The 25,955-nt window shown below is 73.7% G+C and carries 23 protein-coding genes; 4 read left to right on the forward strand and 19 right to left on the reverse strand.

Translation table 11 applies throughout. From position 1 onward, the window contains the following. Positions 1 to 10: 10 nt before the first annotated feature. Positions 11 to 1,075, reverse strand: coding sequence for an AI-2E family transporter (locus tag EES41_RS19135; RefSeq protein WP_123079627.1), 1,065 nt, complete (start codon positions 1,073 to 1,075; stop codon positions 11 to 13). Positions 1,076 to 1,189: 114 nt separating this feature from the next. After that, positions 1,190 to 3,370: a SpoIIE family protein phosphatase gene (locus EES41_RS19140; RefSeq protein WP_123079628.1), complete on the reverse strand. Its 2,181-nt coding sequence runs from the start codon at positions 3,368 to 3,370 to the stop codon at positions 1,190 to 1,192. A 205-nt stretch (positions 3,371 to 3,575) separates the two neighbouring features. Between EES41_RS19140 and aspS the strand changes: the two genes are divergently transcribed. Further along, on the forward strand, positions 3,576 to 5,402 hold the full coding sequence (gene aspS, locus EES41_RS19145; RefSeq protein WP_123079629.1) for an aspartate--tRNA ligase: 1,827 nt from the start codon (positions 3,576 to 3,578) through the stop codon (positions 5,400 to 5,402). An 83-nt stretch (positions 5,403 to 5,485) separates the two neighbouring features. On the opposite strand, the gene EES41_RS43040 is transcribed toward aspS, so the two are convergent. Continuing rightward, on the reverse strand, positions 5,486 to 7,531 hold the full coding sequence (locus EES41_RS43040) for a VWA domain-containing protein (protein ID WP_254211498.1): 2,046 nt from the start codon (positions 7,529 to 7,531) through the stop codon (positions 5,486 to 5,488). A gap of 428 nt (positions 7,532 to 7,959) precedes the next feature. Here EES41_RS43040 and EES41_RS19155 point away from each other — a divergent pair, with 428 nt between their 5' ends. Beyond that, the gene (locus EES41_RS19155; RefSeq protein WP_123079631.1) at positions 7,960 to 10,050 is read left to right on the forward strand and encodes a PhoX family phosphatase; all 2,091 of its coding nucleotides are present in this window, start codon (positions 7,960 to 7,962) and stop codon (positions 10,048 to 10,050) included. Positions 10,051 to 10,131: 81 nt separating this feature from the next. On the opposite strand, the gene EES41_RS19160 is transcribed toward EES41_RS19155, so the two are convergent. From EES41_RS19160 to EES41_RS19175, 4 genes are all read right to left on the reverse strand, one after another. Beyond that, on the reverse strand, positions 10,132 to 11,391 hold the full coding sequence (locus EES41_RS19160; protein ID WP_164495879.1) for a HAMP domain-containing sensor histidine kinase: 1,260 nt from the start codon (positions 11,389 to 11,391) through the stop codon (positions 10,132 to 10,134). Between the two features lie 14 nt (positions 11,392 to 11,405). Next, positions 11,406 to 12,116: a hypothetical protein gene (locus EES41_RS19165; protein ID WP_254211499.1), complete on the reverse strand. Its 711-nt coding sequence runs from the start codon at positions 12,114 to 12,116 to the stop codon at positions 11,406 to 11,408. 118 nt (positions 12,117 to 12,234) lie between these two features. Further along, the gene (locus EES41_RS19170; RefSeq protein ID WP_123079632.1) at positions 12,235 to 14,241 is read right to left on the reverse strand and encodes an FUSC family protein; all 2,007 of its coding nucleotides are present in this window, start codon (positions 14,239 to 14,241) and stop codon (positions 12,235 to 12,237) included. A 73-nt stretch (positions 14,242 to 14,314) separates the two neighbouring features. Next, positions 14,315 to 15,142 (reverse strand): hypothetical protein, encoded by an 828-nt coding sequence (locus tag EES41_RS19175; RefSeq protein WP_254211500.1) that lies wholly within the window; start codon positions 15,140 to 15,142, stop codon positions 14,315 to 14,317. Positions 15,143 to 15,313: 171 nt separating this feature from the next. Here EES41_RS19175 and EES41_RS19180 point away from each other — a divergent pair, with 171 nt between their 5' ends. Then, positions 15,314 to 15,724, forward strand: a complete 411-nt coding sequence (locus EES41_RS19180; RefSeq protein ID WP_123082563.1) for a hypothetical protein — start codon at positions 15,314 to 15,316, stop codon at positions 15,722 to 15,724. A gap of 86 nt (positions 15,725 to 15,810) precedes the next feature. On the opposite strand, the gene EES41_RS19185 is transcribed toward EES41_RS19180, so the two are convergent. From EES41_RS19185 to EES41_RS19215, 7 genes are all read right to left on the reverse strand, one after another. Further along, positions 15,811 to 16,014 (reverse strand): hypothetical protein, encoded by a 204-nt coding sequence (locus tag EES41_RS19185; protein ID WP_123079633.1) that lies wholly within the window; start codon positions 16,012 to 16,014, stop codon positions 15,811 to 15,813. Positions 16,015 to 16,073: 59 nt separating this feature from the next. Beyond that, the gene (locus tag EES41_RS41485; protein WP_164495880.1) at positions 16,074 to 16,436 is read right to left on the reverse strand and encodes a hypothetical protein; all 363 of its coding nucleotides are present in this window, start codon (positions 16,434 to 16,436) and stop codon (positions 16,074 to 16,076) included. A 112-nt stretch (positions 16,437 to 16,548) separates the two neighbouring features. Beyond that, a complete protein-coding gene (locus EES41_RS19195) occupies positions 16,549 to 17,301 on the reverse strand; it encodes a hypothetical protein (protein WP_123079635.1) in 753 nt (250 codons plus the stop codon). Positions 17,302 to 17,511: 210 nt separating this feature from the next. Beyond that, complete coding sequence (locus EES41_RS19200) at positions 17,512 to 18,573, reverse strand: CdaR family transcriptional regulator (protein WP_123079636.1); 1,062 nt, start codon at positions 18,571 to 18,573, stop codon at positions 17,512 to 17,514. 72 nt (positions 18,574 to 18,645) lie between these two features. Further along, positions 18,646 to 18,891, reverse strand: a complete 246-nt coding sequence (locus EES41_RS19205; protein WP_073773921.1) for a hypothetical protein — start codon at positions 18,889 to 18,891, stop codon at positions 18,646 to 18,648. A gap of 21 nt (positions 18,892 to 18,912) precedes the next feature. Then, positions 18,913 to 19,662 carry a CbtA family protein gene (locus tag EES41_RS19210; protein ID WP_123079637.1) on the reverse strand — a complete coding sequence of 250 codons (750 nt, stop codon included), beginning with the start codon at positions 19,660 to 19,662 and terminating at the stop codon, positions 18,913 to 18,915. A 56-nt stretch (positions 19,663 to 19,718) separates the two neighbouring features. After that, on the reverse strand, positions 19,719 to 19,934 hold the full coding sequence (locus tag EES41_RS19215; protein WP_037792220.1) for a CbtB-domain containing protein: 216 nt from the start codon (positions 19,932 to 19,934) through the stop codon (positions 19,719 to 19,721). Positions 19,935 to 20,186: 252 nt separating this feature from the next. Here EES41_RS19215 and EES41_RS19220 point away from each other — a divergent pair, with 252 nt between their 5' ends. After that, the gene (locus tag EES41_RS19220; RefSeq protein ID WP_123079638.1) at positions 20,187 to 20,657 is read left to right on the forward strand and encodes a histidine phosphatase family protein; all 471 of its coding nucleotides are present in this window, start codon (positions 20,187 to 20,189) and stop codon (positions 20,655 to 20,657) included. A 39-nt stretch (positions 20,658 to 20,696) separates the two neighbouring features. Here the strand turns inward: EES41_RS19220 and pucL are convergent, their stop codons facing one another. From pucL to EES41_RS19245, 5 genes are all read right to left on the reverse strand, one after another. After that, positions 20,697 to 21,614, reverse strand: a complete 918-nt coding sequence (gene pucL, locus EES41_RS19225; RefSeq protein ID WP_123079639.1) for a factor-independent urate hydroxylase — start codon at positions 21,612 to 21,614, stop codon at positions 20,697 to 20,699. 263 nt (positions 21,615 to 21,877) lie between these two features. After that, entirely contained in the window at positions 21,878 to 23,230 is a 1,353-nt protein-coding gene (locus tag EES41_RS19230; RefSeq protein ID WP_123079640.1) for an aspartate aminotransferase family protein, read from the reverse strand. An 82-nt stretch (positions 23,231 to 23,312) separates the two neighbouring features. Beyond that, positions 23,313 to 24,209 (reverse strand): SigB/SigF/SigG family RNA polymerase sigma factor, encoded by an 897-nt coding sequence (locus EES41_RS19235; RefSeq protein ID WP_254211501.1) that lies wholly within the window; start codon positions 24,207 to 24,209, stop codon positions 23,313 to 23,315. A 208-nt stretch (positions 24,210 to 24,417) separates the two neighbouring features. After that, on the reverse strand, positions 24,418 to 25,344 hold the full coding sequence (locus EES41_RS19240; protein ID WP_254211772.1) for a PaaX family transcriptional regulator C-terminal domain-containing protein: 927 nt from the start codon (positions 25,342 to 25,344) through the stop codon (positions 24,418 to 24,420). A 5-nt stretch (positions 25,345 to 25,349) separates the two neighbouring features. Further along, positions 25,350 to 25,943, reverse strand: a complete 594-nt coding sequence (locus EES41_RS19245; protein ID WP_123079642.1) for an N-acetyltransferase — start codon at positions 25,941 to 25,943, stop codon at positions 25,350 to 25,352. Between the last annotated feature and the right edge of the window lie 12 nt (positions 25,944 to 25,955).

The following is a 25,955-nucleotide window of genomic DNA, read 5'->3' on the forward strand; positions in this document are numbered from 1 at the left end:
GCGGCGGCCGTCAGCTCGCGGGTCCGGCGGGCGCCTCCCCGGGCGTCCCGTACCGGGCCCGCAGCTCCGAGGCCACCCCGAACGCGGCGGCGGTCATCGGCACGGCGAGCAGCATGCTCAGGATCCCGGCGACGCTCGCCCCCACGGTGATCGCCAGCATGACCACGGCCGGATGCATCTGCACGGTCCGGCTCTGGATCAGCGGCTGGAGCACGTACCCCTCCAGCATCTGTACGGCCAGCACCACGCCCAGCACCCACAGCCCGATGACCCAGCCCCGGTCGGCGAGGGCGACGAGCACCGCGACCGCGCCGGACAGGATGGCGCCGAGGTACGGGATGTAGGCGGTGATGAACACCAGCGCGCCCAGCCCGAGCGCGCCCGGTACGCGCAGCGCCAGCAGGGCGGCCGTGATGAACACGGCGTCGATCAGGGCCACGAAGGTGGTCCCGCGCATGAAGCCCTCGACGGCCAGGAACGCCCGCCGGGCCATCGCCTCGACGGTGTCGGCGGCGCTGCGCGGGCCGAGCGCGCGCAGGGCGCCGGCGACGCGGTGGGAGTCCCGCAGGAAGAAGAAGATCAGCACCAGCGCCAGGATCGCGGTCGCGATCATCTCCCCGGCCACGCTGATGCCGGTGATCACGCCGGAGGCGGCGGTGCCGCCGAACTTGGCGAGCAGTTCCTTGGCGTTGGACGCCAGGTCCTGCAGCGAGGTCCCGGCGGCCCCGAAGTGCTCGGCGAGGTCCTGGCCGGCGCGGACGAGGGCGCTGACGATCTGGTCGCCGGTGTCGAGCAGCGCGCCCACGACGACGTACGTGGCCCCGCCGACGACGGCCACCACCGCCAGGCAGGTCAGCGCGGCGGCGAGGGAGCGGCTGACCCCCATCCGCACCAGCCGCCGGTGCATCGGCCCGAGCAGGGCCGCCCCGAGCAGCGCGAGCAGCGCCGGGGTGACGGCGGCCTGGAAGGTGACGCACAGCCAGACGCCGACGGCGGCCACGCCGGTCACCAGCAGGACGACCGCACACCAGGCGGCGAGCCTGCGCACGGGCTCGGGGAGCAGGGAGCTGAACATCCGGTCATCCAACCACGGCGGCCGCCACGGCTCCCCGAACGCGTGCGGCCCGGAAGGGCGTTGCGGGCCGGCCCCGCGTCAGCGTCCGCGTCCGCCTCCGCGTCCGCCTCCGCGTTACTGCTCGGCGCGTTCGTGCAGCTCGAACCAGATCGACTTGCCCTCGCCGCGCGGGTCCACGCCCCAGTCGTCCGCGAGCATCTCCATCAGCAGCACCCCGCGCCCGCTCGACGCCATCTCCCCCGGGTGCCGCTTGTGCGGGAGTTCGTCGCTGGCGTCCGCGACCTCGACGCGCAGCCGCCGGGCGCCGAGTTCGCCCACCGCCTCGGCGACGAGGGCCGCGTCCCCGTCCGTGTGCACGAGGACGTTCGTCACCATCTCGGAGACCATCAGCACGGCCGAGTCGACCTGGTCCGCGTCCGCCCAGTCGTGCAGCAGCTCCCGGACCTGGTGCCGGGCGCCCGCGATCCGCTCGGGCTCCGCCTGGGCGACGGTCAGCATGGTGCGCCGGGCCGGGCGGGCCGGATGCGCCACCGGGGCGCCGCAGCCGCGGTCCGCGCCCTCGCGGCAGAGCAGGACGACGGCTATGTCGTCCTCGCGCCGGTCGGCCAGCGGGCCGGTGGTGTGGTGCGAGGAGGGCCCGTGCACCGCCTGGACCAGCAGGTCGGCCAGTTTCTCCAGGTCCTCGCCGCCGTCGTGGGCCTCTGACTCCAAGATCGCGCGCAGTCGCGCCCAGCCGGTGTCGAGGTCGTGGCCGCCGGTCTCGATGAGCCCGTCGGTGCACAGCATCATCGTCTCGCCGGGTTCGAGGGCGAACCGGGTGGTGGGGTAGTCGGTGTCCGGGACGATGCCGAGCGGGAGCCCGCCCGCGGTGGGCCGCATCAGCACCGTGCCGTCCGTCATCCGGACGGCGGGGTCGGGGTGGCCGGCGCGGGCCACCTCCAGCACGCCCGTCCGCGGGTCGCACTCCACGTAGAGGCAGGTGGCGAAGCGGGGGCTCTGGAAGTCCGCGTCCTCGGAGGGGTCGGGGTCCTCGTTGCCCTGGCCCGGGCTCCCGCTCCGGTCGCGCTCCTGGGAGGAGCACAGCCCGGCGAGGAAGCGGGAGGCGCGGGAGAGCACGGCATCGGGCCGGTGGCCCTCGGAGGCGTACGCGCGGACGGCGATCCGGAGCTGCCCCATCAGGCCCGCCGCCCGGACGTCGTGGCCCTGCACGTCCCCGATGACCAGCGCGAACCGCCCCGAGGGCAGCGGGATCATGTCGTACCAGTCGCCGCCGACCTGGAGGCCGCCGCCGGTCGGGACGTACCGCGCGGCGATGGTCATGCCGGGGATGTCGGGGCCGAGCTGCGGCATCATCGACCGCTGGAGGCCGGTGGTGAGTTCCCGCTCGGATTCGGCCACGCCGGCGCGCTGGAGGGCCTGGGCCAGCATCCGGGCCACCGTGGTCAGCACGGAACGCTCGTCCGGGGAGAAGGTCACCGGGTGCTTGAACGCGGCCATCCAGGCGCCCAGGGTGCGCCCGGCCACGATCAGCGGGAGGAACGCCCAGGAGACCCGGCCGAAGCCCTGGGCGAGCGGCCAGGTGGCCGGGAAGCGCCGTTTGTACTCCTCGGGGCTGGGGAGGTAGATCGCCCGCCCGGTACGGACCACCTCGGCCGCCGGATAGTCCGTGTCCAGCCGCATCTGCGCGAAGGGGCCGTCGTCACCGGGGTCGTGCCCGTGGTGCCCGATGATCGACAGCCGGTCGCCGGCCATCCCGAAGACGGCCAGCCCGTCGGGGCTGAACCCGGGCATGGACAGCGACGCGGCCACCCGCAGCACCTCGGCGGTGGACCGGGCCTCGGCGAGCGCGCGGCCCGCGTCGAGCAGGAAGGCCTCGCGGGAGCGCCGCCAGTCGCCGGTGATCGGGGTGTGCGCGGCGGTGGTGCCGGGCTGGGGCTCGGCGATCTCCTGGATGGTGCCGATCAGCTCGTAGTCCACGCGGCCGTCCGGGCCGTGGTTCTCCAGCGCCTTCGAGCGGCTGCGTACGGTGCGCAGCACCCGGCCGTCCTCGTCCATGATCCGCAGGCGGGCCTCGGCGAGGGTTTCCTCGGCGACCGCGAGGGCGACGATGCCGTTGATCTCGTTCCAGTCGACCGGGTGGAACCGGGACCGGACGGCGACCTCGGGGAGGGTGACGGGCTCGGCGGGCAGCCCGAGGAGCCGGGCGGCCACGCTGTCGAGGCTGACCGTCCCTGAGGCGTTGTCCCACCGCCACAGGCCCGTCGCGATGGCTGCCAGGACGTCCTCGGTGCGCACCCGGTCATCTTTACAGGTCGTACCGGTGTCGTGCCGGGCGCGGTGGGTGCCCGGTGGGTGCCTGCGGGGTGCCTGGTGGCTGCCCGGTGGGTGCCCGCGGGGTCCCGTTCGGGGGGTGCTCCGGCCGTGCCCGTCCCGGTCCCGGCTCGGGCGGTAACCTGGCAGGGTTGAATCCACCCTGGTATCGCGAAGAACTGGATGACTGATGCATCGGTACAGGTCCCACACGTGCGGCGAGCTCCGAGCCTCTGACGTCGGCGCCGACGTCCGGCTGAGCGGCTGGCTGCACAATCGTCGAGACCTGGGCGGCATCCTCTTCATCGATCTCCGTGACCACTACGGCATCACGCAGCTCGTCGCCCGCCCCGGCACCGCCGCGAACGAGGCCCTGAGCAGCGTCACCAAGGAGACCGTCGTCCGCATCGACGGCAAGGTCGTCTCCCGCGGCGCGGACAACGTCAACCCGGAGCTGCCCAGCGGCGAGGTCGAGATCGAGGTCTCCGAGGTCGAGGTGCTCGGCGCCTCCGCCCCGCTGCCCTTCACCATCAACACCGACGACGGTGTGAACGAGGAGCGGCGCCTGGAGTACCGCTTCCTCGACCTGCGCCGCGAGCGCATGCACCGCAACATCATGCTGCGCTCGGCCGTCATCGCGTCGATCCGCTCCAAGATGGTGGCCCTCGGCTTCAACGAGATGGCGACCCCGATCCTCACCGCGACCTCCCCCGAGGGCGCCCGTGACTTCGTCGTCCCGTCCCGCCTGAACCCGGGCAAGTTCTACGCCCTGCCGCAGGCGCCGCAGCAGTTCAAGCAGCTGCTGATGATCTCCGGCTTCGACCGCTACTTCCAGATCGCGCCCTGCTTCCGCGACGAGGACGCCCGCGCCGACCGTTCGCCGGGCGAGTTCTACCAGCTCGACGTGGAGATGTCCTTCGTCGAGCAGGAGGACGTCTTCCAGCCGATCGAGCGCCTGATGACCGAGCTCTTCACCGAGTTCGGGGGCGGCCGCGAGGTCACCTCCCCCTTCCCGCGGATCCCGTTCCGCGAGTCGATGCTGAAGTACGGCAACGACAAGCCCGACCTGCGCGCCAAGCTGGAGCTCGTCGACATCACCGACGTGTTCGAGGGCTCGGAGTTCAAGGCGTTCGCCGGCAAGCACGTGCGCGCGCTGGCCGTCCCGGACACCGCCGCGCAGCCGCGCAAGTTCTTCGACGGCCTCGGCGAGTACGCGATCTCGCTGGGCGCCAAGGGCCTGGCCTGGGTCCGCGTGGGCGAGGACGGCGGCCTGACCGGTCCGATCGCCAAGTTCCTCACCGAGGAGAACGTCAAGGTGCTCACCGAGCGCCTGGGCCTGGCGGCCGGGCACGCGGTGTTCTTCGGCGCCGGCGAGTTCGACGAGGTCTCCAAGATCATGTCCGGCGTCCGCGTCGAGGCGGCCAAGCGCGCGGGCCAGTTCGAGGAGAACGTCTTCCGCTTCTGCTGGATCGTCGACTTCCCGATGTACGAGAAGGACGAGGAGACGGGCAAGATCGACTTCTCCCACAACCCCTTCTCCATGCCGCAGGGCGGCATGAAGGACCTGGAGGAGAAGGACCCGCTCGACATCCTGGCCTGGCAGTACGACATCGTCTGCAACGGCATCGAGCTGTCCTCCGGCGCCATCCGCAACCACGAGCCCGAGGTCATGCTGAAGGCCTTCGAGATCGCGGGCTACGAGGCCGAGACCGTCGAGCGCGAGTTCGCGGGCATGCTGCGCGCGTTCCGCCTGGGCGCCCCGCCGCACGGTGGCATCGCCCCGGGCGTGGACCGCATCGTGATGCTGCTGGCCGATGAGCCGAACATCCGCGAGACCATCGCGTTCCCGCTGAACGGCAACGCGCAGGACCTGATGATGGGCGCGCCGACGGTGCTGGAGGAGGCCCGCCTGCGCGAGCTGAACATCGCGCTGCGCAAGCCGGTCGAGACGAAGGCGGCGGACGCGAAGCCGGTCAGCGAGGCCGTCCACCCGGACGCCGGGTCGCCGCGCGGCTGAGCCCGGCCCCGTCCCGTCGTACGAAGGCGGCGCCCCCTCTCCCGGCTGGGAGAGGGGGCGCCGCCGTTTGCCGTGCCGGGTGCTCAGTAGGACTGCAGCAGGCCCTTGAGGAGGGCGGCCGGGGTCAGCGCGGCCGGGGCCGGGCCGGCGTGGAAGAAGCCGGCGTTCTCGGCGTCCAGCTTGCGCAGGAAGTCGAAGGCCTTGTTCTCGTGGTCGCCGAACGCGACGAACTGCCAGTGGACGTCCGGTGCGGTGGCGGCGGCGTCGATGATCGCCTGGCGGGCGGGCTGGCGGTTGTCGGGCGCGCCGTCCGTCTGGAACACGACCAGGGCCGGGCCGGTGCCGCCGTCCTTCTGGTAGTGCTCCAGGACGGCCTCCACGGCCACGTGGTAGCTCGTGCGGCCCATGCGGCCGAGCTCGGCGTGGCGGGCCTCGGCCCAGGCGGCGTCGTGCGAGCCGAGGGTCAGCTCGGCGGTGCCGTCCACGTCCGTGGAGAAGAACACGGTGTGCACGGTCGCGTCGGCGTCGAGGTGCGCGGCGAGGGCCAGGGTGTGGTCGGCGAGGAACTGGGCGCTGCCGTCCTTGTAGAACGGCCGCATCGACCCGGAGCGGTCCAGCACGAGGTAGACCTTGGCGCGCGCGCCGGTCTTCCCCTTGGCGCGCAGCACCTGCCCCGCCGCCCTGTACGCTCCCGCGACCCCGGCCGCCTCCCGCTTCACCACGGCCGCCGCGACGGCGGCCCCCCGCGCCGCCACCGCCTCCGCCTCGGGCGCGGCGACGCCGACCTCGGCGGCCACCGCTTCCGCTTCGGGCGCGGCGATGCCGACCTCGGCGGCGACTGCTTCCGCTTCGGGCGCGGCGATGCCGACCTCGGCGGCGACTGCTTCCGCTTCGGCGGGCGGCTCGGCCGGTGCCTCGTCCTGCGCCTGCGGCGCGGTCGCCTCGGCTTCGGCTTCGGGCGCAGCGACGTCGGCCTCGTCGGCCTCTGCGGGAGCGTCCCGGCTTTCGGCCGGAGCCTCGGGGACTGCCTCCGCTTCGGGGGCGGTTACAACGGCCTCCGGCCCCGCTTCGGCGGGGGCGTCCTGGCCTTCGGCCGGGGCTTCGGCGGCCGCCTCGGCCGCCTCCTGCGCCTGGGGCGCGGCCGCCACCGGCTCCGCCTCGGGGGTGGCCTCGGCGGCTTCCGGCTCCGCCTCGGCCGGTGCCTCTTCCTGCGCCTGCGGCGCCGAGTCGGCAACGTTGGCCACCGGTTCCGCTTCGGCGGGGGCGTCCTGGCCTTCGGCCGGGGCTTCGGCGACCGTCTCGGCCGCCTCCTGCGCCTGGGGCGCGGCCGCCACCGGCTCCGCCTCGGGGGTGGCCTCGGCGGCTTCCGGCTCCGCCTCGGCCGGTGCCTCTTCCTGCGCCTGCGGCGCCGAGTCGGCAACGTTGGCCACCGGTTCCGCTTCGGCGGGGGCGTCCTGGCCTTCGGCCGGGGCTTCGGCGACCGTCTCGGCCGCCTCCTGCGCCTGGGGCGCGGCCGCCACCGGCTCCGCCTCGGGGGTGGCCTCGGCGGCTTCCGGCTCCGCCTCGGCCGGTGCCTCTTCCTGCGCCTGCGGCGCCGAGTCGGCAACGTTGGCCACCGGTTCCGCTTCGGCGGGGGCGTTCTGGTCTTCGGCCGGGGTTTCGGCGACCGTCTCGGCCGCCTCCTGCGCCTGGGGCGCGGCCGCCACCGGCTCCGCCTCGGGGGTGGCCTCGGCGGCTTCCGGCTCCGCCTCGGCCGGTGCCTCTTCCTGCGCCTGCGGCGCCGAGTCGGCAACGTTGGCCACCGGTTCCGCTTCGGCGGGAGCCTGCGCTTCGGCCTCGGCGGCCTCTGCGGGAGCGGTCCGGCCTTCGGCCGGGGTCTCGGGGAGCGCCTCCGCCTCGGGGGCGGTTACGGCGGCCTCCGGTTCCGCTTCGGCCGGCTCGGCAACGTCCGCTTCGGCGGGGGCTGCCGGGGTGGCGGGCGGCGTCGCGGGCGAAGGGCGGCGGGCTTCCGGGACCGTGGGGTCCGGGGCCGGGGCGCCGGCGCCGCCGCCGGTCAGGAGGGTGCCCGGTTCACGGTCGCGCGGAGCGGACTGCGGCGGGACCGTCGGGCTGTCGAAGGACGCCGCCACAAGTTCGTGGGCCGCTTCGATTGGGGTGCGTTCCGCCTGGCTCGGGACAGCCGCCGAAGTGGCGTCCGTAGTCTGCGGAACAGGTTCCGCGGATCGTCCGAACACCTTGCGCAACAAGCTCCGAATACCCATGGGCCAGGCCTTTCGCATGAGTGCGTGCGTCAATTTGTCCGTACTGTGCGGTAGATCCCTGCCCAGAGTGGACACGTAAGGTTATCGGCCCCGTGGCTGGAACTTCGGCAGGGGCGCCTTTCGTGGCGTCCGGCGCCCACCCACGCACAAGGCCGTCCCGAACTTCCGCACCGACGTGCCGGGTTCACCCATCGTTCATCCTGGCGCCGCCGCATCGGCGCAACCCACGCCTACCGTCACGGCTGGATTCGTACCGACACGTTGTCGGCGCCCACGCAGCTACTCGGAGGACACTCGTGCGCAAGCTCCTGCCGTTCATCGGCAACCAGCATGGGGGCGGCCGTTCCGCCCTCACCTGCCGCTACCGCTGTGGTGACGCCTGCTTCCACGAGGTGCCCAACACCAGCGACAACGAGTACGTCGGCGATGTCATAGCCCGCGCCTACTCCCGTCGCTCCATGCTGCGCTCCGCCGCCGTCGTGACGGTCGCCACCGCCGCGGGTTCCGCGATCACCCTCGGTGGCGACGGATCCTCCGCCAGTGCCGTCCCCTCCGCCGACGCCCAGACCGCCGGCAAGGGTGCCGCCGGCTCCGACGGTGCCCGCGGCCTCCGCTTCAAGCCGGTCGCGCCGAACACCGCCGACCAGGTCAGCATCCCCGAGGGCTACGAGCAGAACGTGGTCATCCGCTGGGGCGAGCCGATCGTCAAGGGCGCCCCCGGGTTCAACCCCGACAAGCAGACCGCCGCCGCACAGGCCGGTCAGTTCGGCTACAACAACGACTTCCTGAGCCTCCTCCCGTACGGCGACGACTACGAGCGTCGCCAGCTCCTCGTGGCCAACCACGAGTACACGGACGAGAACCTCATGTTCAAGGGCTATGACCCGGCCAACCCGACCCGCGAGCAGGTCGAGATCGCCTGGGCCGCGCACGGCCTCTCCGTGGTCGTCGTCCAGGAGGACCACCGCAGCGGCAAGCTGACCGCGGTCACCCGCCACCAGCTCAACCGCCGGCTGACCGCGACCAGCGAGTTCAAGCTGACCGGCCCGGCCGCCGGCTCCGCGCTGCTGAAGACCTCCGTCGACAGCACCGGAACCAAGGTGCTCGGCACGCTGAACAACTGCGCCGGCGGCACCACCCCGTGGGGCACCACCCTCCACGGCGAGGAGAACTTCAACCAGTACTTCGGCAACGCCGGTGCGGTCACCGACCCCACCGAGGCGGCCCGCCTCAAGCGCTACGGCGTGACCGCCGGCGCCACCGAGCGCAAGTGGGAGCGGTTCGACAAGCGCTTCGACTGCGTCCAGGAGCCCAACGAGTCGCACCGCTTCGGCTGGGTCGTCGAGCTCGACCCGTACGACCCGAACTCCGTCCCGCGCAAGCGCACCGCGCTCGGCCGCTTCAAGCACGAGGCCGCGCAGCCCCGCCTGACCGAGGACGGCCGTCCGGTCGTCTACATGGGCGATGACGAGCGCTTCGACTACTTCTACAAGTTCGTCTCGTCGAAGCAGATGAAGAAGGGCGACTCGCGCGCCGCGAAGCAGCACAACCTCACGCTGCTCGACGAGGGCACGCTCTACGTGGCCAAGCTGACCGGTGACTCCCCGGCCGCCGAGATCGACGGCACCGGCAAGCTGCCCTCCGACGGCCAGTTCGACGGCTCCGGCGTCTGGATCAAGCTCGCCACCGGGAACGTCTCGCACGTCGAGGGCATGACCGCCGAGGAGGTCTACGTCTTCACGCGCCTGGCCGCCGACAAGGTGGGCGCCACGAAGATGGACCGTCCCGAGGACGTCGAGCCCTCCCCGCGCACGGGCCGCGTCTACATCGCGCTGACCAACAACGCCGACCGCGGCAAGCCCGGCAAGGAAGGCGCCACCGAGCCCAACCCGCGCAACCTGAACAAGCACGGCCAGATCCTGGAGCTCGCCGAGAACTTCGACGACCCGGCGGGCGACGGCTTCGCCTGGCGCCTCTTCCTGGTCGCCGGTGACCCGAACGACCCGGCCACCTTCTTCGCGGGCTTCCCGAAGGACAAGGTCAGCCCGATCTCCTGCCCGGACAACGTGGCCTTCGACCCGCACGGCAACCTGTGGATCGCCACCGACGGCAACCAGCTCGGCTCGCACGACGGCCTGTTCGGTGTCGCGACCGCCGGTGAGCGCCGTGGTGAGCTGAAGCAGTTCCTGACCGTGCCGCGCGGAGCCGAGACCTGTGGCCCGCTGATCCAGGACAGGCGCGTCCTGGTGTCGGTCCAGCACCCGGGCGAGATCGACGGCGCGTCCGTCGAGAAGCCGCAGTCGGTGTGGCCCGACGGTCCCGGCAAGATCGTCCGTCCCGCGGTCGTCTCAGTCTGGCGCAAGGACGGCAAGAACATCGGTGTCTGAGCAGTCGAGTTGACCGCTCGAACCACCTCGGCGGGCCGTGTTCTCCGTGGATGTTTCACGTGAAACACGGCCCGTCGGCGTTCAACTGCCGTCTGTCAACCGGCCGACGGGGAGGCGGAGGGTGGTCACCGCGCCCCCGTCCGGGGCGTTGGCGAAGGCCAGGGTGATGTCCAGGACCGCAGCCTGGCCGACGACGATGGTCAGGCCGAGTCCGTGGCCGCGGCCACGGCCGGGGTCCCCGGTGCGGAAGCGCTGCGGGCCCTGCTCGATCAGCTGGGACGGGTAGCCGGAGCCGTGGTCGCGGACCGCCACCACCGGGCCCTCGACCGTCACCTCGATCGGCGGCCGGCCGTGTTTGTCCGCGTTGACCAGCAGGTTGGTCAGGATGCGGTCCAGACGGCGCCGGTCGGTGAGGACCACCGCGTCCCGCACCACCTCGACCTCTGCCGACAGCCCGGTGGCGGTGACGGCCCGCCGCACCGCCCGGCCGAGTTCCACACGGGCCAGGTCGGCCTGCTCCACACCGGAGTCCAGCCGGGAGATCTCCAGCAGGTCCTCGGTCAGCAGGTGCAGTGCCCTGAGCCGGTCGTTGATCATCTCCTTGGGGCGGCCCTCCGGCAGCAGGGCCGCCGCGGCCAGGGAGCCCGTGAGCGGGGTGCGCAGCTCGTGCGCCACGTCCGCCGTGAAGCGCTTCTCGGCCTCCAGCCGCTCCTGGAGCGACGCGGCCATCGAGTCGAGGGCCTGTGCCACGTCCCGTACCTCGTCCCGGGAGCGCGGGCGGCGCGGGTCCTGGCCCTCCTCCGGCAGGCCCACGCGCGCGTCGAGGTCTCCGGCGCTGATCCGGCGGGCCACGGCGGCGGTCCTGGCGAGGCGGCGGCTGATCCGGTTGGCGAGGAACAGACCGGCCAGGGCCACCACTCCCGCCGCGAGCAGCGAGGAGGCCAGGATGGCGGTGTCGATCTCGCGCAGCCGGGTGCGGGTGCTCTCGTAGGGGATCCAGACGGCGAGGGCCTGGTCGTCGGCGGGGCCGGCGGCCCACATCACGGGTTTGCCCGCCCGATCGCCGACCATGCTGCCGGTCAGTCCCTTCGCGACGAGGGCGCGCAGCGGCGGTGGGAGGCCGGGCGGGTTCAGGGAGCTGTTCACATCGCCGTGCGTGGTGCCGTACTGGTAGTGGCCGAGCGCGTGGTCCAGTTCCCGGTCGGCGTCCTTGCGGACCTCCCCGACGATCTGCCGGGCGACCACGTTGTGCACCAGGATCCCGAGTACGGCGGCGACGGCGCAGCACACCGCCGTGGTGGTCAGGGCGATCTTCCAGCGCAGACTGCTCGTCACCCGCATCGGCGGCCGCCTCCTCAGCCCGTGCCCGGGTCGCAGGAGCCGGAGCCGTCGGTGTGGCAGGCGTCGAGGGTGAGCTGGGAGAGGTTCATGATCCCGGCGTCGGGGTCCCAGACGTAGTCGGAGACGGCGACCTCCTCCGGGTTCGAGGTCGGTTCGCGCACGGCGAGGTGCTCGGCGGCGACCTCCACGCCCTCCAGTACGGCGCGCCGGGACAGGATCCGGGTGATCACCCCGTCGTCCCGGACGGTGTAGACGCGCAGTTCGCTCAGCCGTCCGTCGAGGTCCAGGGCGGTGATCAGCTCCTCCTTGCCGTTGCCGGTCACGTCCCGCAGGACGGCGGGGCGCACGGGGCAGTCCGGGCCGCCGTCCGCGCTCCGGTCGCAGAGCGTGAGCCGCTGGACGGCCCGGGGGTCGACCAGCCGGCCGGTGCCGCCGTCCTGCCGGGCGGAGGAGGCGAGGTCGGCCCGGAGCACCTCCAGGGCGTTGGCGTCCCGCATGCCGGCGCCGGGCACCTTGTCCAGACCGGGGACCACGGCGGCCGTGCCCGGATCCTGGCCCGCGGGCGGCGGGTCGGGGTGGATGTCCTTCCACAGGGTCTGCGGGGCGCGCACCGTGCCCAGGTCGCCCTCGTCGTGCAGCCCCTCCACGTCGGCGCAGCCGGCCGCCGCCGCGAGGGCGGCGGCCAGGACCGGTACGGCCAGGACGCGGGGCAGGGGGAGCCGCATGCCCCGATGCTCTCCCGCCCCGGTCCGGCGGGCCCGGGCTCAGGGCCGTTCGGGGGACGGCCCGGAATCCCGGCGCCACCGCGACGACGGGACCCGACCCGGCGCGGGCCCGCCGGGGTCAGCCGGCGGGGGCGGTGATCGCGCGGGCCGCCGCGATCTCCTGGCGCACCGGGGCCAGGACGGAGGCGTCGTCCTCGGCCCCGGCCGGCGGCGGGGTGCGGGCGGGCGCCGGGACCCGGCTGCTGCGGACCCCTTCCGCCAGGCCGCGGAGCTCGGTGACCACGGCGGTCACCTCGCCCGCAGCGGGCGCCCGCGCCCCGTGGTTGACCCGGACCCGGGCGGCGGTCGTCGCGTCCACGATCCGCTCCACGGCCACCACCAGCGGCCACCAGGCGGCGGCCCGCGCCCCGGTCGGCGGCGGCTCGGTCAGTGCCCGCTGGAACTCGCTCCGTACGCCCGACAGGTCCCGGTAGATCCGGCGCCGGGCCTGGAGCCGCGCGGTCCGCGCCGCCTGCCGTCCGCCCTCCGTATCGGGCTGTACGACGCCGAACGCCCGCTCCACGTACCGGGCGGCGTCGTCCACGGTGTCGGCGAGCCGGTCCCCGATCCGGGTGCTCCAGCTCTCGGGCCACAGCAGATAGCCCGCGACCAGGGTGATGGCGCAGCCGATCAGGCTGTCCAGCAGCCGCGGCCGGATCAGGTCGAAGCCCTGGTGGTTGAGCAGGTCCGACAGCAGCAGGATCACCGGGGTGATCGCGGCGGTCTGGAAGGCGTACCCCTTGGCGGAGAACACCGGGATCAGCGCCCCGAGCACCATCATCACCGGCACGTCCCACCAGCCGCGCGGCACCTCGGCCAGCACGGCGGCCGCCACGACCAGCCCGCCGGCGGTGCCCACCGCGCGGAGCACGGCCCGCGAGAACACCGACCCGAAGTCGGGCTTGAGGACGAAGGTGACGGTCAGCGCGACCCAGTAGGACCGCTCGATCGCCACCACCGAGACCAGGATCTGCGCCAGCCCGATGCACAGCGCGAGCCGCAGCCCGTACCGCCAGGAGGCCCCGGACAGCATCATGTCGCGCACGGCCCGCCGGGCCCGCACCCGCAGCGCGGCGGGCCGGCCCAGCCGGTCGTCCACGTTGAACGGGTCCGGTTCGGCCAGCAGCACGATGGTCGCGGCGTGCCGCAGCGCGGCGTCGATGGCCCGCTCCGCCGGGCTGTGCGCCGGGGGCAGCGACAGCGCGGGCGTCCCGGTGCGGCCGTTCTCCACGGCCGTCGCCAGCTCCCGTACGGCCGCCGGGATCTCGGGCGGCAGCGGCCGGCCCCGCAGGTGCGCGGCGGGCGCGGCCTCCACCAGCGGGATCACCACGTTGAGCTGGGCCAGCAGCCGTACCAGCGTCGGGCTGCGCCCGTGCACCCGGGCCCGGCGGCCCAGCACCAGGTCGTAGGCCTGGTTCAGGGCGTGGGTGACCTGCTGGCGGCGCTCCTCGTAGGCGGGGCCGCCGGCGGCCTCCAGGGTGTCGGCGAGCGCCCGGTAGGTGGCGGCGACGGCGGCCCGCTCCGGCTGCCGTCCGCGCAGCGGCCAGCCCAGCAGGCTGAGGGCGAGGACGAACAGGCCGCCCGCGCCGAGCAGCAGCGGCGCCGTCCACCAGGGCTGCGGCAGCGGCAGTCCGGCTCCGACGACGGCGTTGAGCAGGAGCAGCAGTCCGGACACGGAGGCGACCGTGCCGATCGAGGAGATCATCCCGGACACGAGGGCGATCACGGTGACGACTCCGACGGCGACCCAGCCGTGCCCGAACACCAGGGTGCCCAGCGCGACGCCGACCGCGCCGAACAGCTGCGGTACGGCGATGTGCAGGACCCGCATCCGGTAGGCGTCGGCGGTGTCGCTGATGACCCCGGACAGGGCACCCATGGAGACGAGCGCGCCGTACTCGGGCTCGTCCAGGGCGAAGCCGACGGCCAGCGGCGCGGCCAGCGCGACGCCCGCGCGCGCGGCGGCCGCCCAGGGGACGGGGGCGCTGCTCGGCCGGAGTGCCTTGAGCAGCCAGTCGGGCGGGGCGAGCGGATGGTGCCGGGATCGCCCGGACGGTATGTGCTCGGTGCGTCGTTCGGTGGTCATTCCGGTTTCCGTGCCGCCACTCGCGAATCGGTTCTTCTGGGGTGTAGTGCGGAGCTCTCGGTACGTTCCGAGCTTATGGGGTGCGGCGCACGCGGCCGACAACCCATGCGGCCAGAGCGGCCGCGAGCCCGATGGCGAGGATCACCCAGGCCGCGGTGCGCAGGAACGCGGTGAGGGCGTCGTACACCGCTTCGGCGGCCCGCGGGTCGATGTCGGAGGGCAGGTCGTCCAGGGTGAGCCGGCGGCAGACGTACACCGCGATCCACAGCAGTACGGCGCCGGCGGCGACACCGAGGCCGGTGGCCATCACGGCCCGGCGGCGCCGGACGGCGACGGCGATCGCCGCCGCGGCCAGCACCACGGTCAGCGCGGGAAGCCAGACACCGGCGACCTGGAGCATGCGGAAACCCTTCCGGAGCGCGCCGAGATCGTCGTACTCCATGACTTTGACCGATATGTGGCTCACCGGGATGCGGTCGGCGAAGGGCACCTCGTCGGCGACGAGTTCCCCCTTCACCTGGGCTGTGACGGGCGCGAGGTCGATGGTGACCGCGTCCCCGTGACCGGTGGTGAGGGCGTCGAGGAACTCGGCGTGCGCGGCCCGGTTCGCCGCGTCCCAGGCGGTGCGGTAGGCGGGGGTCCCGGCGAAGGAGCGCAGGGCCTCGCCGAGCAGGGCGTCCACCCCGCCCTGGAAGGGACCCGCGTCGATCTGCCCGGAGAGCGCGCGGGTGACCTGGGTGACGACGACGCCCTGTACGGCCGGGTCGCCCGCGAGCGGCGACATGGCGGCGGTGTAGCGGTCGGCGTCACCCAGCTCGCGGTCGGCCCAGTACGCGACGGCGCTCGCGGGCACGAGGAGGGCCACGAGCGTGATGAGTACCGCCGACAGGAAGGTGCGCACGTCACCAGGGAAAGGCGGCGGGGCGCCGGGCGCGAGCGGTGTTGCTGCGGGCGGGTGGTACCGGCCCCGGAGCGCCGGGAACCGCACCGGGAACGGCGGCCCCGACGGGTGATCCAGTTGCCGGTCGGGGGCGGCGGGTGTGCCCTGGAGGATGGGAGAGAGGAGCCCGTCATGGCACATGCGGCACCCACCGCCTCGCAGCGGTACCGGCAGACGCTGACCGACCACGCGAAGCACGTGAACGCGTTCTCCTTCGTGGGCCCGCTGGTCCTCGGACTCTTCTACGGGCTCTGGACCGCCTTCCTGGAACGCGACAAGGGTCCGGTCACGGCGGGCAACGTCTTCTACGGCATTCTGTGCGGCGCGCTCTTCGCCGCCTGCCTGTTCGGCCTCGACCGGATGGGCACCAGGATGCTCGCGGAGCTGCGGGCCGCCGCGTACGGCGCGTTCGCGGCGATCGCCATGGGCTACCTGTACAGCCTCAGCGGGCAGTCCATCTTCCGCTCCGTCGTGATCGCCCTCGCGGTCGGCCTCGCCGTCGGGGCGGGGGCCTTCTACCGGTTCCACATGCGCGAGCCCTGACGAGCGGGGCCCGCGCGCCGTAGCAGCGGCCGGGCGGGAACCGTCCGTACGCCCCAGGCGTGCGTCGGTTCCCGCCCGGTGTGCGGTTACGCGGCCGAGTCGGCGGGGGCGGCCTGCCGGCGTTCGCTCTCGGACGAGCCGGACTCGGCGCCGGACTCGCTGACCGGCCCGCACTCGCGGGCGGCCGGGGTGCTCGCCGCAGGGGCTTCGGCCGTGCGGACCGGCGGGGCGAAGCGGGCGGCCTCGGCGCGGATCATCGCGTTCAGGGCGGCGTACGGGTCGATGGGCATGGCGGAACCTCACGTGTTCGAGGGGGGTGTGGGGGGTCCTGCGCTGCTGCTCGGCCCGCTCAGCAGCGCAGGACCACACTCCGCACCGTCCGCCCGGACAGCGCCGGTTCGGCCGTCCCGGACGGGGCCACCCGGGTGGGCCCGTCCGGGTGTTTCACGTGAAACACCGCCCGCGGTAGTTGCCGCGCACCCGGTAGCCCGCGCGCGGCCGTCCGTACCGCGACCCGCACTTCGGGCTCCGCGGCCGGATCGGACGGGCTCTCGGAGGGCTCGGCCGGGGCGCTGGAGGACGCCGGACGGGAGTCCGCGACCGTGGTGGCGGCGGGGCCGGCACCGAAGACGCACAGCAGGACGACGCAGGCCACCGTCAGGGCCCTGGCCATCACCGCCCGGGTGTGCCGGGCGTACCGCGCGCCGCTCATGCCCGCTCTGTGCCCCGCCGCGCCGGGGGGCTCTCCGCCGGGGCCGCGTTCGTCCCCCGACCGGGGGAGGAAGACACCCCCCTCGGCTGAGCGGGGTCCGCGTGGCGCCACCTCAGCCGGTGCGGTGGCGCCCGGTGAGGCGCGCCAGGACCGCGGTCTCGCCGTCCAGCAGGCGCAGCCCGGCGCGCCGGTGGCCGGGCGCGGACCGGGACCGGCTCGCGGGCACCGGCCCGGCGCCGGGCCCTGCCGGATCCGCCTCGCCGCCCGGGGCTCCGGCGGGCGAGATCCGCTCGACGGTGAACACGGCCGTACGGTGGTCCGCGCGGGCGATCTCGATGGTGGCCCCGCGCCGCAGCCCGGCGAGGCGCAGCCCGTTCCCGGTGACGACGGCGATCCCGGCCGCCCCCGGCGTCGGGCGGTCGGCGTCCCAGGTGACCCCGGTGTCCGCCCCTGGTCCGGTGCTCGCCCCTGGTCCGGTGCTCGCCCCGGGTCCGGTGCCCGCCCCGGCCCCGGATCCGTCCGCCCCGGTCCCGTGTCCACGCCCGGGGCCGTCCCGGCGGGTGGCCGGCGCCTCCAGCGGTACGTCCACGCCCAGGCTCGGGATCCGCAGCCGCAGCGGTCGCGCCGAGTGCAGCGGCGGCACTCCGCTCCGCGCGGGCCGGGCCCCCTTGCCGGGCGCGTGCTCGCCGGCCTGCTCCAGCTGGCGGACCAGACGCCGGTGCCCCGACAGGCCCAGCGCGTGCGAGGGCAGCGCGTCGGTGGTGGTGGCCGCCGGCGCGGCACCCTCCGTGCCGCGCAACATCCCTACACCGGTGCAGAGCAGAGCGACCGTCAGCCCACCGACGACCCACTTGGCGCGGGGCATGGCATTCCCTCCTGGTCGTCCGGCCCGCTCGGCCGGGTCCTGTGTGCAGTGGACCTTTCCTCTGCCCATCCGCACATCGGCAAACGCTCAGGACCGGGGGGACGTCACCGGTGAGTCGTGCCGGGTTTCTGACGTCGCGGCAGGTCGCGGAGGGTGTGGGCGTCCTGCTCCGAGGGATTGCGGGCGTACCGCCGAAAGGGTGAGGAATCGCTAGAGCGGGCGCTCCGGCCAGTCCAGCAGGCGGGCGCCGATCACCGCGGTCTGCAGGGTGTACCGCTGTACGGGGTCGCCCGGATCGGTCCCCGTCAGCCGGTGGATGCGCTCCAGCCGGTACGTCAGGGCCCGCACGCTCAGGTTCAGCCGCCGGGCCGCCTCGGCGCCCACGCAACCGGAGTCGAAGTACGCGGTCAGGGTGTCCAGCAGCGGCCCGGGCCCGCCGCGGCCGGCGCGCAGCGGCCCCAGCACGCTCAGCACCAGATCGGCCATCGCCGCCCGGTCCCGCGCCAGGACCGGGAAGACCAGCAGGTCGGCGGCGCGCAGCACGGGGCCCTCGAAACCGAGCCGGTCCGCGAGGTCGAGGGCGCCGCGGGCCTCCTCGTAGGAGGTGACGACGCCGCCCGCGCCCGAGTGCGGGCGGCCGATCGCGACGAGCCCGCGGTCGTCGGACGCCGCGCGCGCCTGCGCGGCGAAGGCGTTCAGGACGTCGTCCGCGTCGCCCGACGCGACGCATACGAGCAGCCCGTCCTTGGTGGAGAGGAGGACGGAGCGGTCGCCGAACCGCCCGGTCAGCGCGGCCTCCACACGTCTGATGGCCCGGCCGGTGTCCTCGTACGGCTCCGGTCCGAGGGCCACGGCCACCGCGTGCGCGTGCGCCAGGTGCAGGCCGAAGCGGGCCGCGCGTTCGCTGAGCCGCCCGAGGTCGCTGCGGCCGAGCAGCAGGTCGTCGATGAACTCCCGCCGGGCGGCCTCCTCCTGGCGCACCGCGAGCCGCTGGGCCCGCTCGTGGCCCTCGGCGAAGGCGTCGACGGCCTGTTCCACGGCGGCCATCACATGGTCGGGGATGATCCTCCCGCCGAGCGCCGCCCGGGTGGCGGCGAGGTGCGCGCCGATTAGGGAGCGCAGCCCGTACCCGGCCTCGGCGGCCTTCTCGCCGCACGTACGCCGTTCGTCGAGCTCGTCCCTCCCGGCCCGGCGCCCGGACGCCGCCACACCGTCGAGGATCCGGACGAACCCGGCCACGTACTCCTCGGGTATCCCCTGCCCTGCCGCCACACCAGCCCCTGAGTCTCGCCCAAAGGCCCCATTCTCCCCGGCAGTCCGGAGGGGACCGGAAAACTGGGGAGATCAGGCCACGACGACGGCGACCGTGGCCGCGCCCATCAGGGCGCCGCAGACATGGACGGCCGGGTGGCCGTAATCGCCGAACCAGAGCTGGCGGGCCAGGCCGCCGAGGGCCGCCAGGGCCGTGATGACGCCGATCTGGGCGAGCAGGGTCACGGCGGTGAAAGGGGCCAGGAGCAGGAGGACCGAGTTCAGCCAGAACGGTGCGGCGCCCGTCCAGCCTCGCCAAGCGGAGATCTCGGTCTGCATCTGCTCCGGCCCCTCGTCACGTCAACCCGTCGGCTGCACAGCCTTCTTGGCCGTGGCACCCGGCACAAGGGCACGTTCGGCTAGATAACCGAAAGCCAGGCCGAAAGTCGCCCAGAGCGCGACCTGGATGGTCAGGGTCGTGATGCGGAACTCCCAGATCAGGGCGGCCGGGAAGCCCTTCGGGACCTCGTTGATGCCGGGAAGCAGCGCGTAGGCCAGGCCGATCGCCGCGACGAACGCGATCGAGGCGACGATCGAGGCGTTCCAGTTGCCGAGCCCCGGAGCCAGCCTGCGGCCCAGGATCAGCGCGCCCGCCGCGAGGAGCACGCTGAGCGCGATCATCAGCACGAAGAGGGTGGTCCGCTGGACGACCGTGTCGGGGTCGCCCACGGCCGGCGGGTTGGAGGGGTACTTGAGGAACGGCACCAGGTTGACGGTGAGGAACAGCCCGCCGGAGACCAGCAGCGCCGTGGCCCGCGGCCCGAAGCGGCCGACCCGGCCGAGGGCGTAGCAGAACACGAGCGCGGCGATGCCGCCGATCGCGACTCCGTAGAGCAGGGTGCCGGTGCCGAGACCGGCCGTGGCCTGGAGGGCCCGGCTGACCGGGGCCATCTCGTCACCGTGGTCGTGGGCGCCGGCCTCCTCGATGGCGATCGCCGCGTCCACCTTGGACTCGCCCAGGAGGTACGCGACGAGGAAGGCGGCCACGCCGGCGGCCAGGCCGGCCAGCATGCCCCGGATGAGCAGGACTCTGGGGGAGATCTGGTTCATGTCTTTCGGTTCCCTTGCGGAAGCAGACTCGGGGGAAAGCGGGGGGCGAGTCGGGATCAGTGGCAGGGGAAGCCGAGCAGGTGGCGGCCGTCGTGCATCCACTCGTGGATGGTGTCGCCCTGGAAGACGGCGGTGGCGCCCTGTTCGGCGCCGACGAGGTACAGCAGAACGAGCATGAGGACCCCGACGAACAGGGCCCAGGGGGCCAGTTCCTTCAGCGAGATCGGCGAGATGGCGGCGGGAGCCGTCGTGGGCACGGCGGAGTGGGCCATGGCAGAACCTCCAGGGGGAACACGCGTCCCGGTCAGTGGTGCTCTTGACGAAGGTGGCGGGTCTGACTTCACCTCCCCGGGCGTGCGGGAGGTTTCACAGTGGCGCGACCGTGCCGGAATCTCACCGGAACTTCCGTCATGCCTTCGTCATGTCGTCCGAGACCGTACCGCGCGGGTCGCCTGAACACCACGGCGTGTGTCCCCCGTCTCACGCCGTGAGCGCGCTGCCGGTGCGCCCTCTACGCTCCCCCCATGTCCTCGCCTGCCTCTTCCGTACGCCTCCGCCTCGTCACGCCCCCGCTCGGCCCGGCCGCCCGCCAGGGGCGGTTCGGGTACGGGCAACCGTGCCCGGGGCACGAGGGGCTGCGCGGCGTGGACACCGGGGCCTGGGCCGGGCGGACCCTGGACGAGGTGGCCGCCGAGGACCCGGAGGGGATCCGGCGCTGGCTCACGGACCCCTCGTACACGCCGCCGGGCGGCGAGTCCGTGGCCGCGCTGACCGCGCGCGTCGGCGCGCACCTGGCCGGGCTGGCCCCCGGCACGCACCGCGCGGTCGTCGAGCAGGCCGTCGTACGGGCGGCCGTGGTGCACGCCCTGGAGCTGCCGGCGGCGGCCTTCTGGAGGCTCGACGTACGGCCCGGCACCGAGACGGCCCTGACCGGGCGCGCCGGGCGCTGGAACCTCCTCGTGGGACAGCCGCAGCCGCAGCCGCAGCAGCCGTAGCCGTAGCCGTAGCGCGGAACGGTCCGGTACGAAGGGGCGTTACGCGACGATCCAGTCGCTCGTGGCGATCACCGGCCGCACGCCGTCCCGGTGGATGGTGCCCTCGATCAGGCCGTACATCCGGTCCGCCGCGAAGTACACCTCGTTGTCGTTCTTCAGGCCGAAGGGCTCCAGATCGACGAGGAAGTGGTGCTTGTTGGGGAGGTTGAGGCGGACCTCGTTGACCCTGGGGCAGTTGTCGAGGACCCGCTCGGCCATCTGGTTCAGGGTCTGCTGGAGCGAGTAGGAGTACGTCTCCGCGAACGCCTCCAGCATGTTCTTGCGGACCTTCTCGTACGCCTGGTCCCAGTCGTACGAGGTGTCGTCCGCGGCGAGCGCCGACTGCGCCCAGCGCGCGGTGACCTTGGTCGCCAGGATGCGGTCGTACGCCTCCTTGAGCGTCGTGTACTCGTCCTTGATGTACCCGTGGAACTCGGAGTTCGTCGAGTTCATCACCGTCAGGTCCTTCAGCCCCGAGATGACCTGGAGGCCGGTCGTCTCGCTGTAGGTGATCTGCGCGGTGCGCACCTCCTGGCCCTTGCGGACGAAGGAGTGCTGCTCCTTGCGCGTGGGGACCGGGATGCGGTCCCACACGTACTCCTCGATGCGGATCTGCGCCTCGCGGATCGGTGCCTGCGAGGAGACGAAGTGCTTGGCCAGCAGGATGCCGAAGGCCTCGGGGGAATCGATGCCGTGCTCCTTGCCGAAGGCGTACACCGTGTTCTTGGTGGTGTCGGTGGGCAGGCAGTTGGCGTTGTCGCCGGTCAGGTGCACGTCGCGGAACTCGCCGCGGAGCGCGACGGAGACGTTGAGGTCGCGGATCTCGTGCCACGAACCGTCGCCGCCCTTGCGCGTGACCTTGACGATGCGGTTCTCGGCCTTGCCGTACTGGTTCTGGGCCAGGACGTGCTTGCTCATGGTGTCTTCCTTCGGGTTCTCGGGAACACGGAGTCCGGTTGTCCGGATCCCGTACGCCCGGCGTCCAGCGCCCGCCCGTGAGAAGGACGTCCCGCTCCCCGCCGTTCGGCCCCGGGGGGCCGCCCCGGGACTGACGTGCATCCCGGTCCGTAGGTGCTGCGTACCGCTCCACGGATTGCAGCACGCACGGGGCGCGATCTCCCCCGCACGGAACATCCGAATACCCGCGCCCGCGGCTTGGGCGACCGCACAGAGCGGCCCGGTCAGACCGCGTGCGCGTCCGCGACCGTCAGGGCCCCGTCGAGGATCTCCAGGCCCTTGGCGACGTCCTCCGGCGTGATGTTGCAGGCCGGGGCGACGTGCAGGCGGTTCCCGGCGACCAGCGGCCACAGGCCGCCCTTCTTGCAGGCGGCCGCGAACTCCGCCATCGGCGCGTTGTCGGCGCCCGCGGCGTTGTACGGGACGAGCGGCTCGCCCGTCTCCCGGTTCCGTACGAGCTCCAGCGCCCAGAACGTGCCGAGCCCCCGGACCTCGCCGACCGAGGGGTGGCGCTCCGCGAGCGCGCGCAGGCCCGGACCCAGCAGTTCCGCGCCGGTGCGGGCGGACTGGGCGACGACGCCCTCCTCCTCCATCACGTTGATCGTCGCGACGGCGGCGGCGCAGGCCAGTACGTGCCCGGAGTACGTCAGCCCGCCCGGGTAGGGCCGCCGGGCGAAGGTCCCGGCGATGGCGGCCGAGATGGCGACGCCCCCGAGCGGGACGTATCCGCTGGTCACGCCCTTGGCGAAGCAGATGAGGTCGGGGGTGACCTCCCAGTTGTCGGCGGCGAACCAGGTGCCGGTGCGCCCGAAGCCGACCATGATCTCGTCCAGGACGAAGACGATCCCGAAGCGGTCGCAGAGCTCGCGGACCCCCGCCAGATAGCCGGCCGGGGGCACGAGCACGCCCGGGGCCCCGCCGACGGTCTCCAGGATGATCGCGGCGATGGACTGCGGGCCCTCGAAGACGATGGTGTCCTCAAGGTGGCGCAGGGCGCGGGCGCACTCCTCGGCCTCGGTGGTGGCGTGGAAGGGCGAGCGGTACAGGTACGGGCCCCAGAAGCGCACGACCCCGGCGGTCGCGCTGTCGTTGCCGAAGCGGCGGGCGTCACCGGTCAGGTTGATCGCGGTGGACGTGGCGCCGTGGTACGAGCGGTACGCGGAGAGCACCTTGGGGCGGCCGGTGTGCAGGCGGGCCATGCGGACGGCGTTCTCGACGGCCTCGGCGCCGGCGTTGGTGAAGAAGATCTTGTCGAGGTCGCCGGGGGTGCGTTCGGCGATCAGGCGGGCGGCCTCGGAGCGGACGTCCACGGCGAAGCCGGGGGCGACGGTGCACAGCTTCCCGGCCTGCTCGGCGATGGCCGCGGCGACCTTGGGGTGCTGGTAGCCGATGTTCGTGTAGACGAGGGCGCTGGAGAAGTCGAGGTAGCGCTTGCCCTCGTAGTCCCAGAAGTACGAACCCGCGGCCCCGGCCACGGCGAGCGGGTCGATGAGCTCCTGGGCCGACCAGGAGTGGAAGACATGCTTGCGGTCGGCGTCTTTGACGTCGGCGAGGGCGGCAGCGGCTTCTGCGTTCATATGCTGAGGATAATTGTCCAGGATGTGGACGCCGGGCGGGCGGGCGGGCGGGCGGAGTGGAGCCCCGCGCGCTTCGGTCAGGTCAGCGGTGCGCCACCGGAGCGGCGGCGCCGGCGGCGGCGGCCTCTGCGGCCTCAGGGACATCGGTGGTCTCGGGGTCCGGCTCCGGCGGGTCCTCGTGCTCCGGATCGGTGAGCAGACCGGTGCGCAGCCGCGCCAGCGTCCGGCTGAGCAGCCGGGAGACGTGCATCTGGGACAGCCCCAGCCGGTCGCCGATCTCGGCCTGCGTCAGCTCCTGCCCGAACCGCAGCGAGAGCAGGGTGCGCTCGCGGTCGGGCAGGGCGGCCAGGATCGGCTTGAGGGACTCCAGGCACTCGATCCGGTCGTACGCGGGCTCCTCCTCGCCGATCGCGGGCGCGCCCGAGTACGAGGCGAGGTCGCCCTCCTCCTGGGAGGGCGCGTCCAGGGAGCGCGCGGAGTAGCCGTGCGCCGCCTTCTGGCCCTCGGCGAGCTCCTCGGGGCTCACGTGCAGCCGCCCGGCCAGCTCGGCGTCCGACGGAGGACGGCCGAGGTCCTGTTCCAGGGCGTCGTGCGCCTTGGCGGCGTCGATCCGCAGCTCCTGGAGTCTGCGGGGGACCTTGACGGCCCAGCTGGTGTCGCGGAAGAACCTCTTGATCTCGCCGGTGATCGTGGGCATCGCGAACGAGGTGAATTCCACCCCGCGGCCGGGGTCGAACCGGTTGATGGCCTTGATCAGGCCGATCGTCCCGACCTGGACTATGTCCTCCATCGGCTCGCTCCGCGCGCGGAACCGGCGGGCGGCGTAGCGCACGAGGCTGAGGTTGAGCTCGACGAGGGTGTTGCGGACGTACGAGTACTCCGGCGAGCCCTCGTGCAGCTCGGCGAGTCTGCGGAACAGAGTCGCGGACAGGGCCCTGGCTTCGCCGGTGTCGACGGCTGTGAGGTCTGTTCTGTTCATCGCTCTGCGCTCCTCCGACGGGTGGTCCCGGGCTGGGGCCGTCGTCGCGCTGTCCAGGGGGATATACCCGGCCTGGCCCCGCCGTACCCGGCCGGATTCTGTGGCGGGCCCGGCCGGGGGCGCGTTCGCGCAGGCCAGGGCCGTCCCCGTGGCCCAGGCGGACTCTTCCCGGACCTTGCCTCGCCCGGCAAGGTCCGGAGGAGACGGCCTAGCGGACCGCCTCCGCGTACAGGCGGAACAGGCGCGGGCCGTTCCCGGGGGCGGTGGCGCGCAGGTGGTCCCAGGCGGCGGCCGCGCGGGCCCGGGCCGCCGCGGCGGGCCAGGGGCGGGGGAGGAGCTCCGGGGGGAGCAGCGGGTCCGGCAGCATCGCCTCGGAAAACGCCGCGGCGAGCGCGATGGCTCGGCTCATCGGAGATTCCGCTTCTGCCCCGGGCCGGGCTCGCTCCGCCGGGCCCGCCGGCTCCCCCGGGGCCGACAGGACGGCCTCCGCGAGGCGGCTCACCGCTTCGTAGCGGGCCGCGATCCGCGGCAGCGGCCAGAGCCGGGCCGCCAGGGCCGCGGGGTCCGTGGTCCCGCCCGAGTCCAGGTCACGGCTGGTCAGGCAGGTGAGTGCGGAGCTCACGCCCAGGGAGTCCGCCGCGCCCCGGACGTACGGGGCGATCGGGTTCGGGGTCACGTACAGCCCGCCCTGGAGCGGGGCCGCGCCCAGGCCGGTCAGGGTGTCGCGCAGGGCGTCGCGGGCCGTCCGCGCGGATTCCGGTACGGCGAAGGCGAACAGGTGCCAGACCCCGTCCCAGGGCTCCAGCCCCCGGTCCTGCCGGTAGGCGTGCCGTACGAAGTCCACCTCGGGCGTGGCCGGCAGGCCGGGGCCGGCGGCGCCGCTCAGGCGCAGCAGCGAGCGCCGCCCCCGCCCCTCCAGGGTGAAGCGGCCCTCCGCCACCAGCCGCTTCACACAGAGCCGGACCTGCTGGTCGGTCATGCCGAGCGCGCCCGCGACCTCGTACAGTTCGGCGCCGTCCACCGTGCCGTCCTCCCGGACCAGCGCGTGGACCACGAGCCGGGTGGGGATCACCGGGTCCGCCGGGGTCACGGGGTCCGCCGGGTCCGCCGAGGTCACCGGGTCCGCCGGGGTCATCGGGGTCATCGGGCCTTCACCGCCTTGTGCATCGTCGTCACGGCCCCGAATCCCAGCACGTCCCGCAGCCAGGGCGTGCGGCGCACCGCGACCTCCCGGTAGCCGTGCCGTTCGTACAGGGCCCGGGCGCGCGGGTTCTCGGCGACCACGTCGAGCCGGACGCGCCGGCAGTGCTGCTCGGCGGCGACGGTGTCGATCTCGCCGAGCAGCAGCCCGCCGATGCCGAGGCCGCGCGCCGCCGGGTCCACGGCGATGCCGTCCATGACGAGTTCGCCGCGCGCCGGGGTGCGCTCCAGCAGGGCCAGCAGGAACACCCGGTACAGGCCTCTGAACTGCCCGTACGCCGCCCTGACGGCGGCCGCGTCGCCGCCGACCAGGCCGCGCCCGGCGAGCTGGTAGCCGGCCACGCCCACCACCCGGCCGGTTTCGTCCAGCGCCGTCACGGCCCGGTCGTGGTGCAGGTGCGCCGCGATGAACCGGCGCCCGGCCCCGGCCGGGCCGAGCGCGGCGCCCAGCTTCGCGCCGAAGGCCTCCCAGTACAGCTCGGCCACCCGCTCCTCGGCGCCCTCGGGCACTCCGCGCCTCAATGTCGTCGTCATAAGGACGAGTCT

It is taken from the genome of Streptomyces sp. ADI95-16 (genome assembly GCF_003721495.1).
Classification (GTDB): domain Bacteria; phylum Actinomycetota; class Actinomycetes; order Streptomycetales; family Streptomycetaceae; genus Streptomyces; species Streptomyces goshikiensis.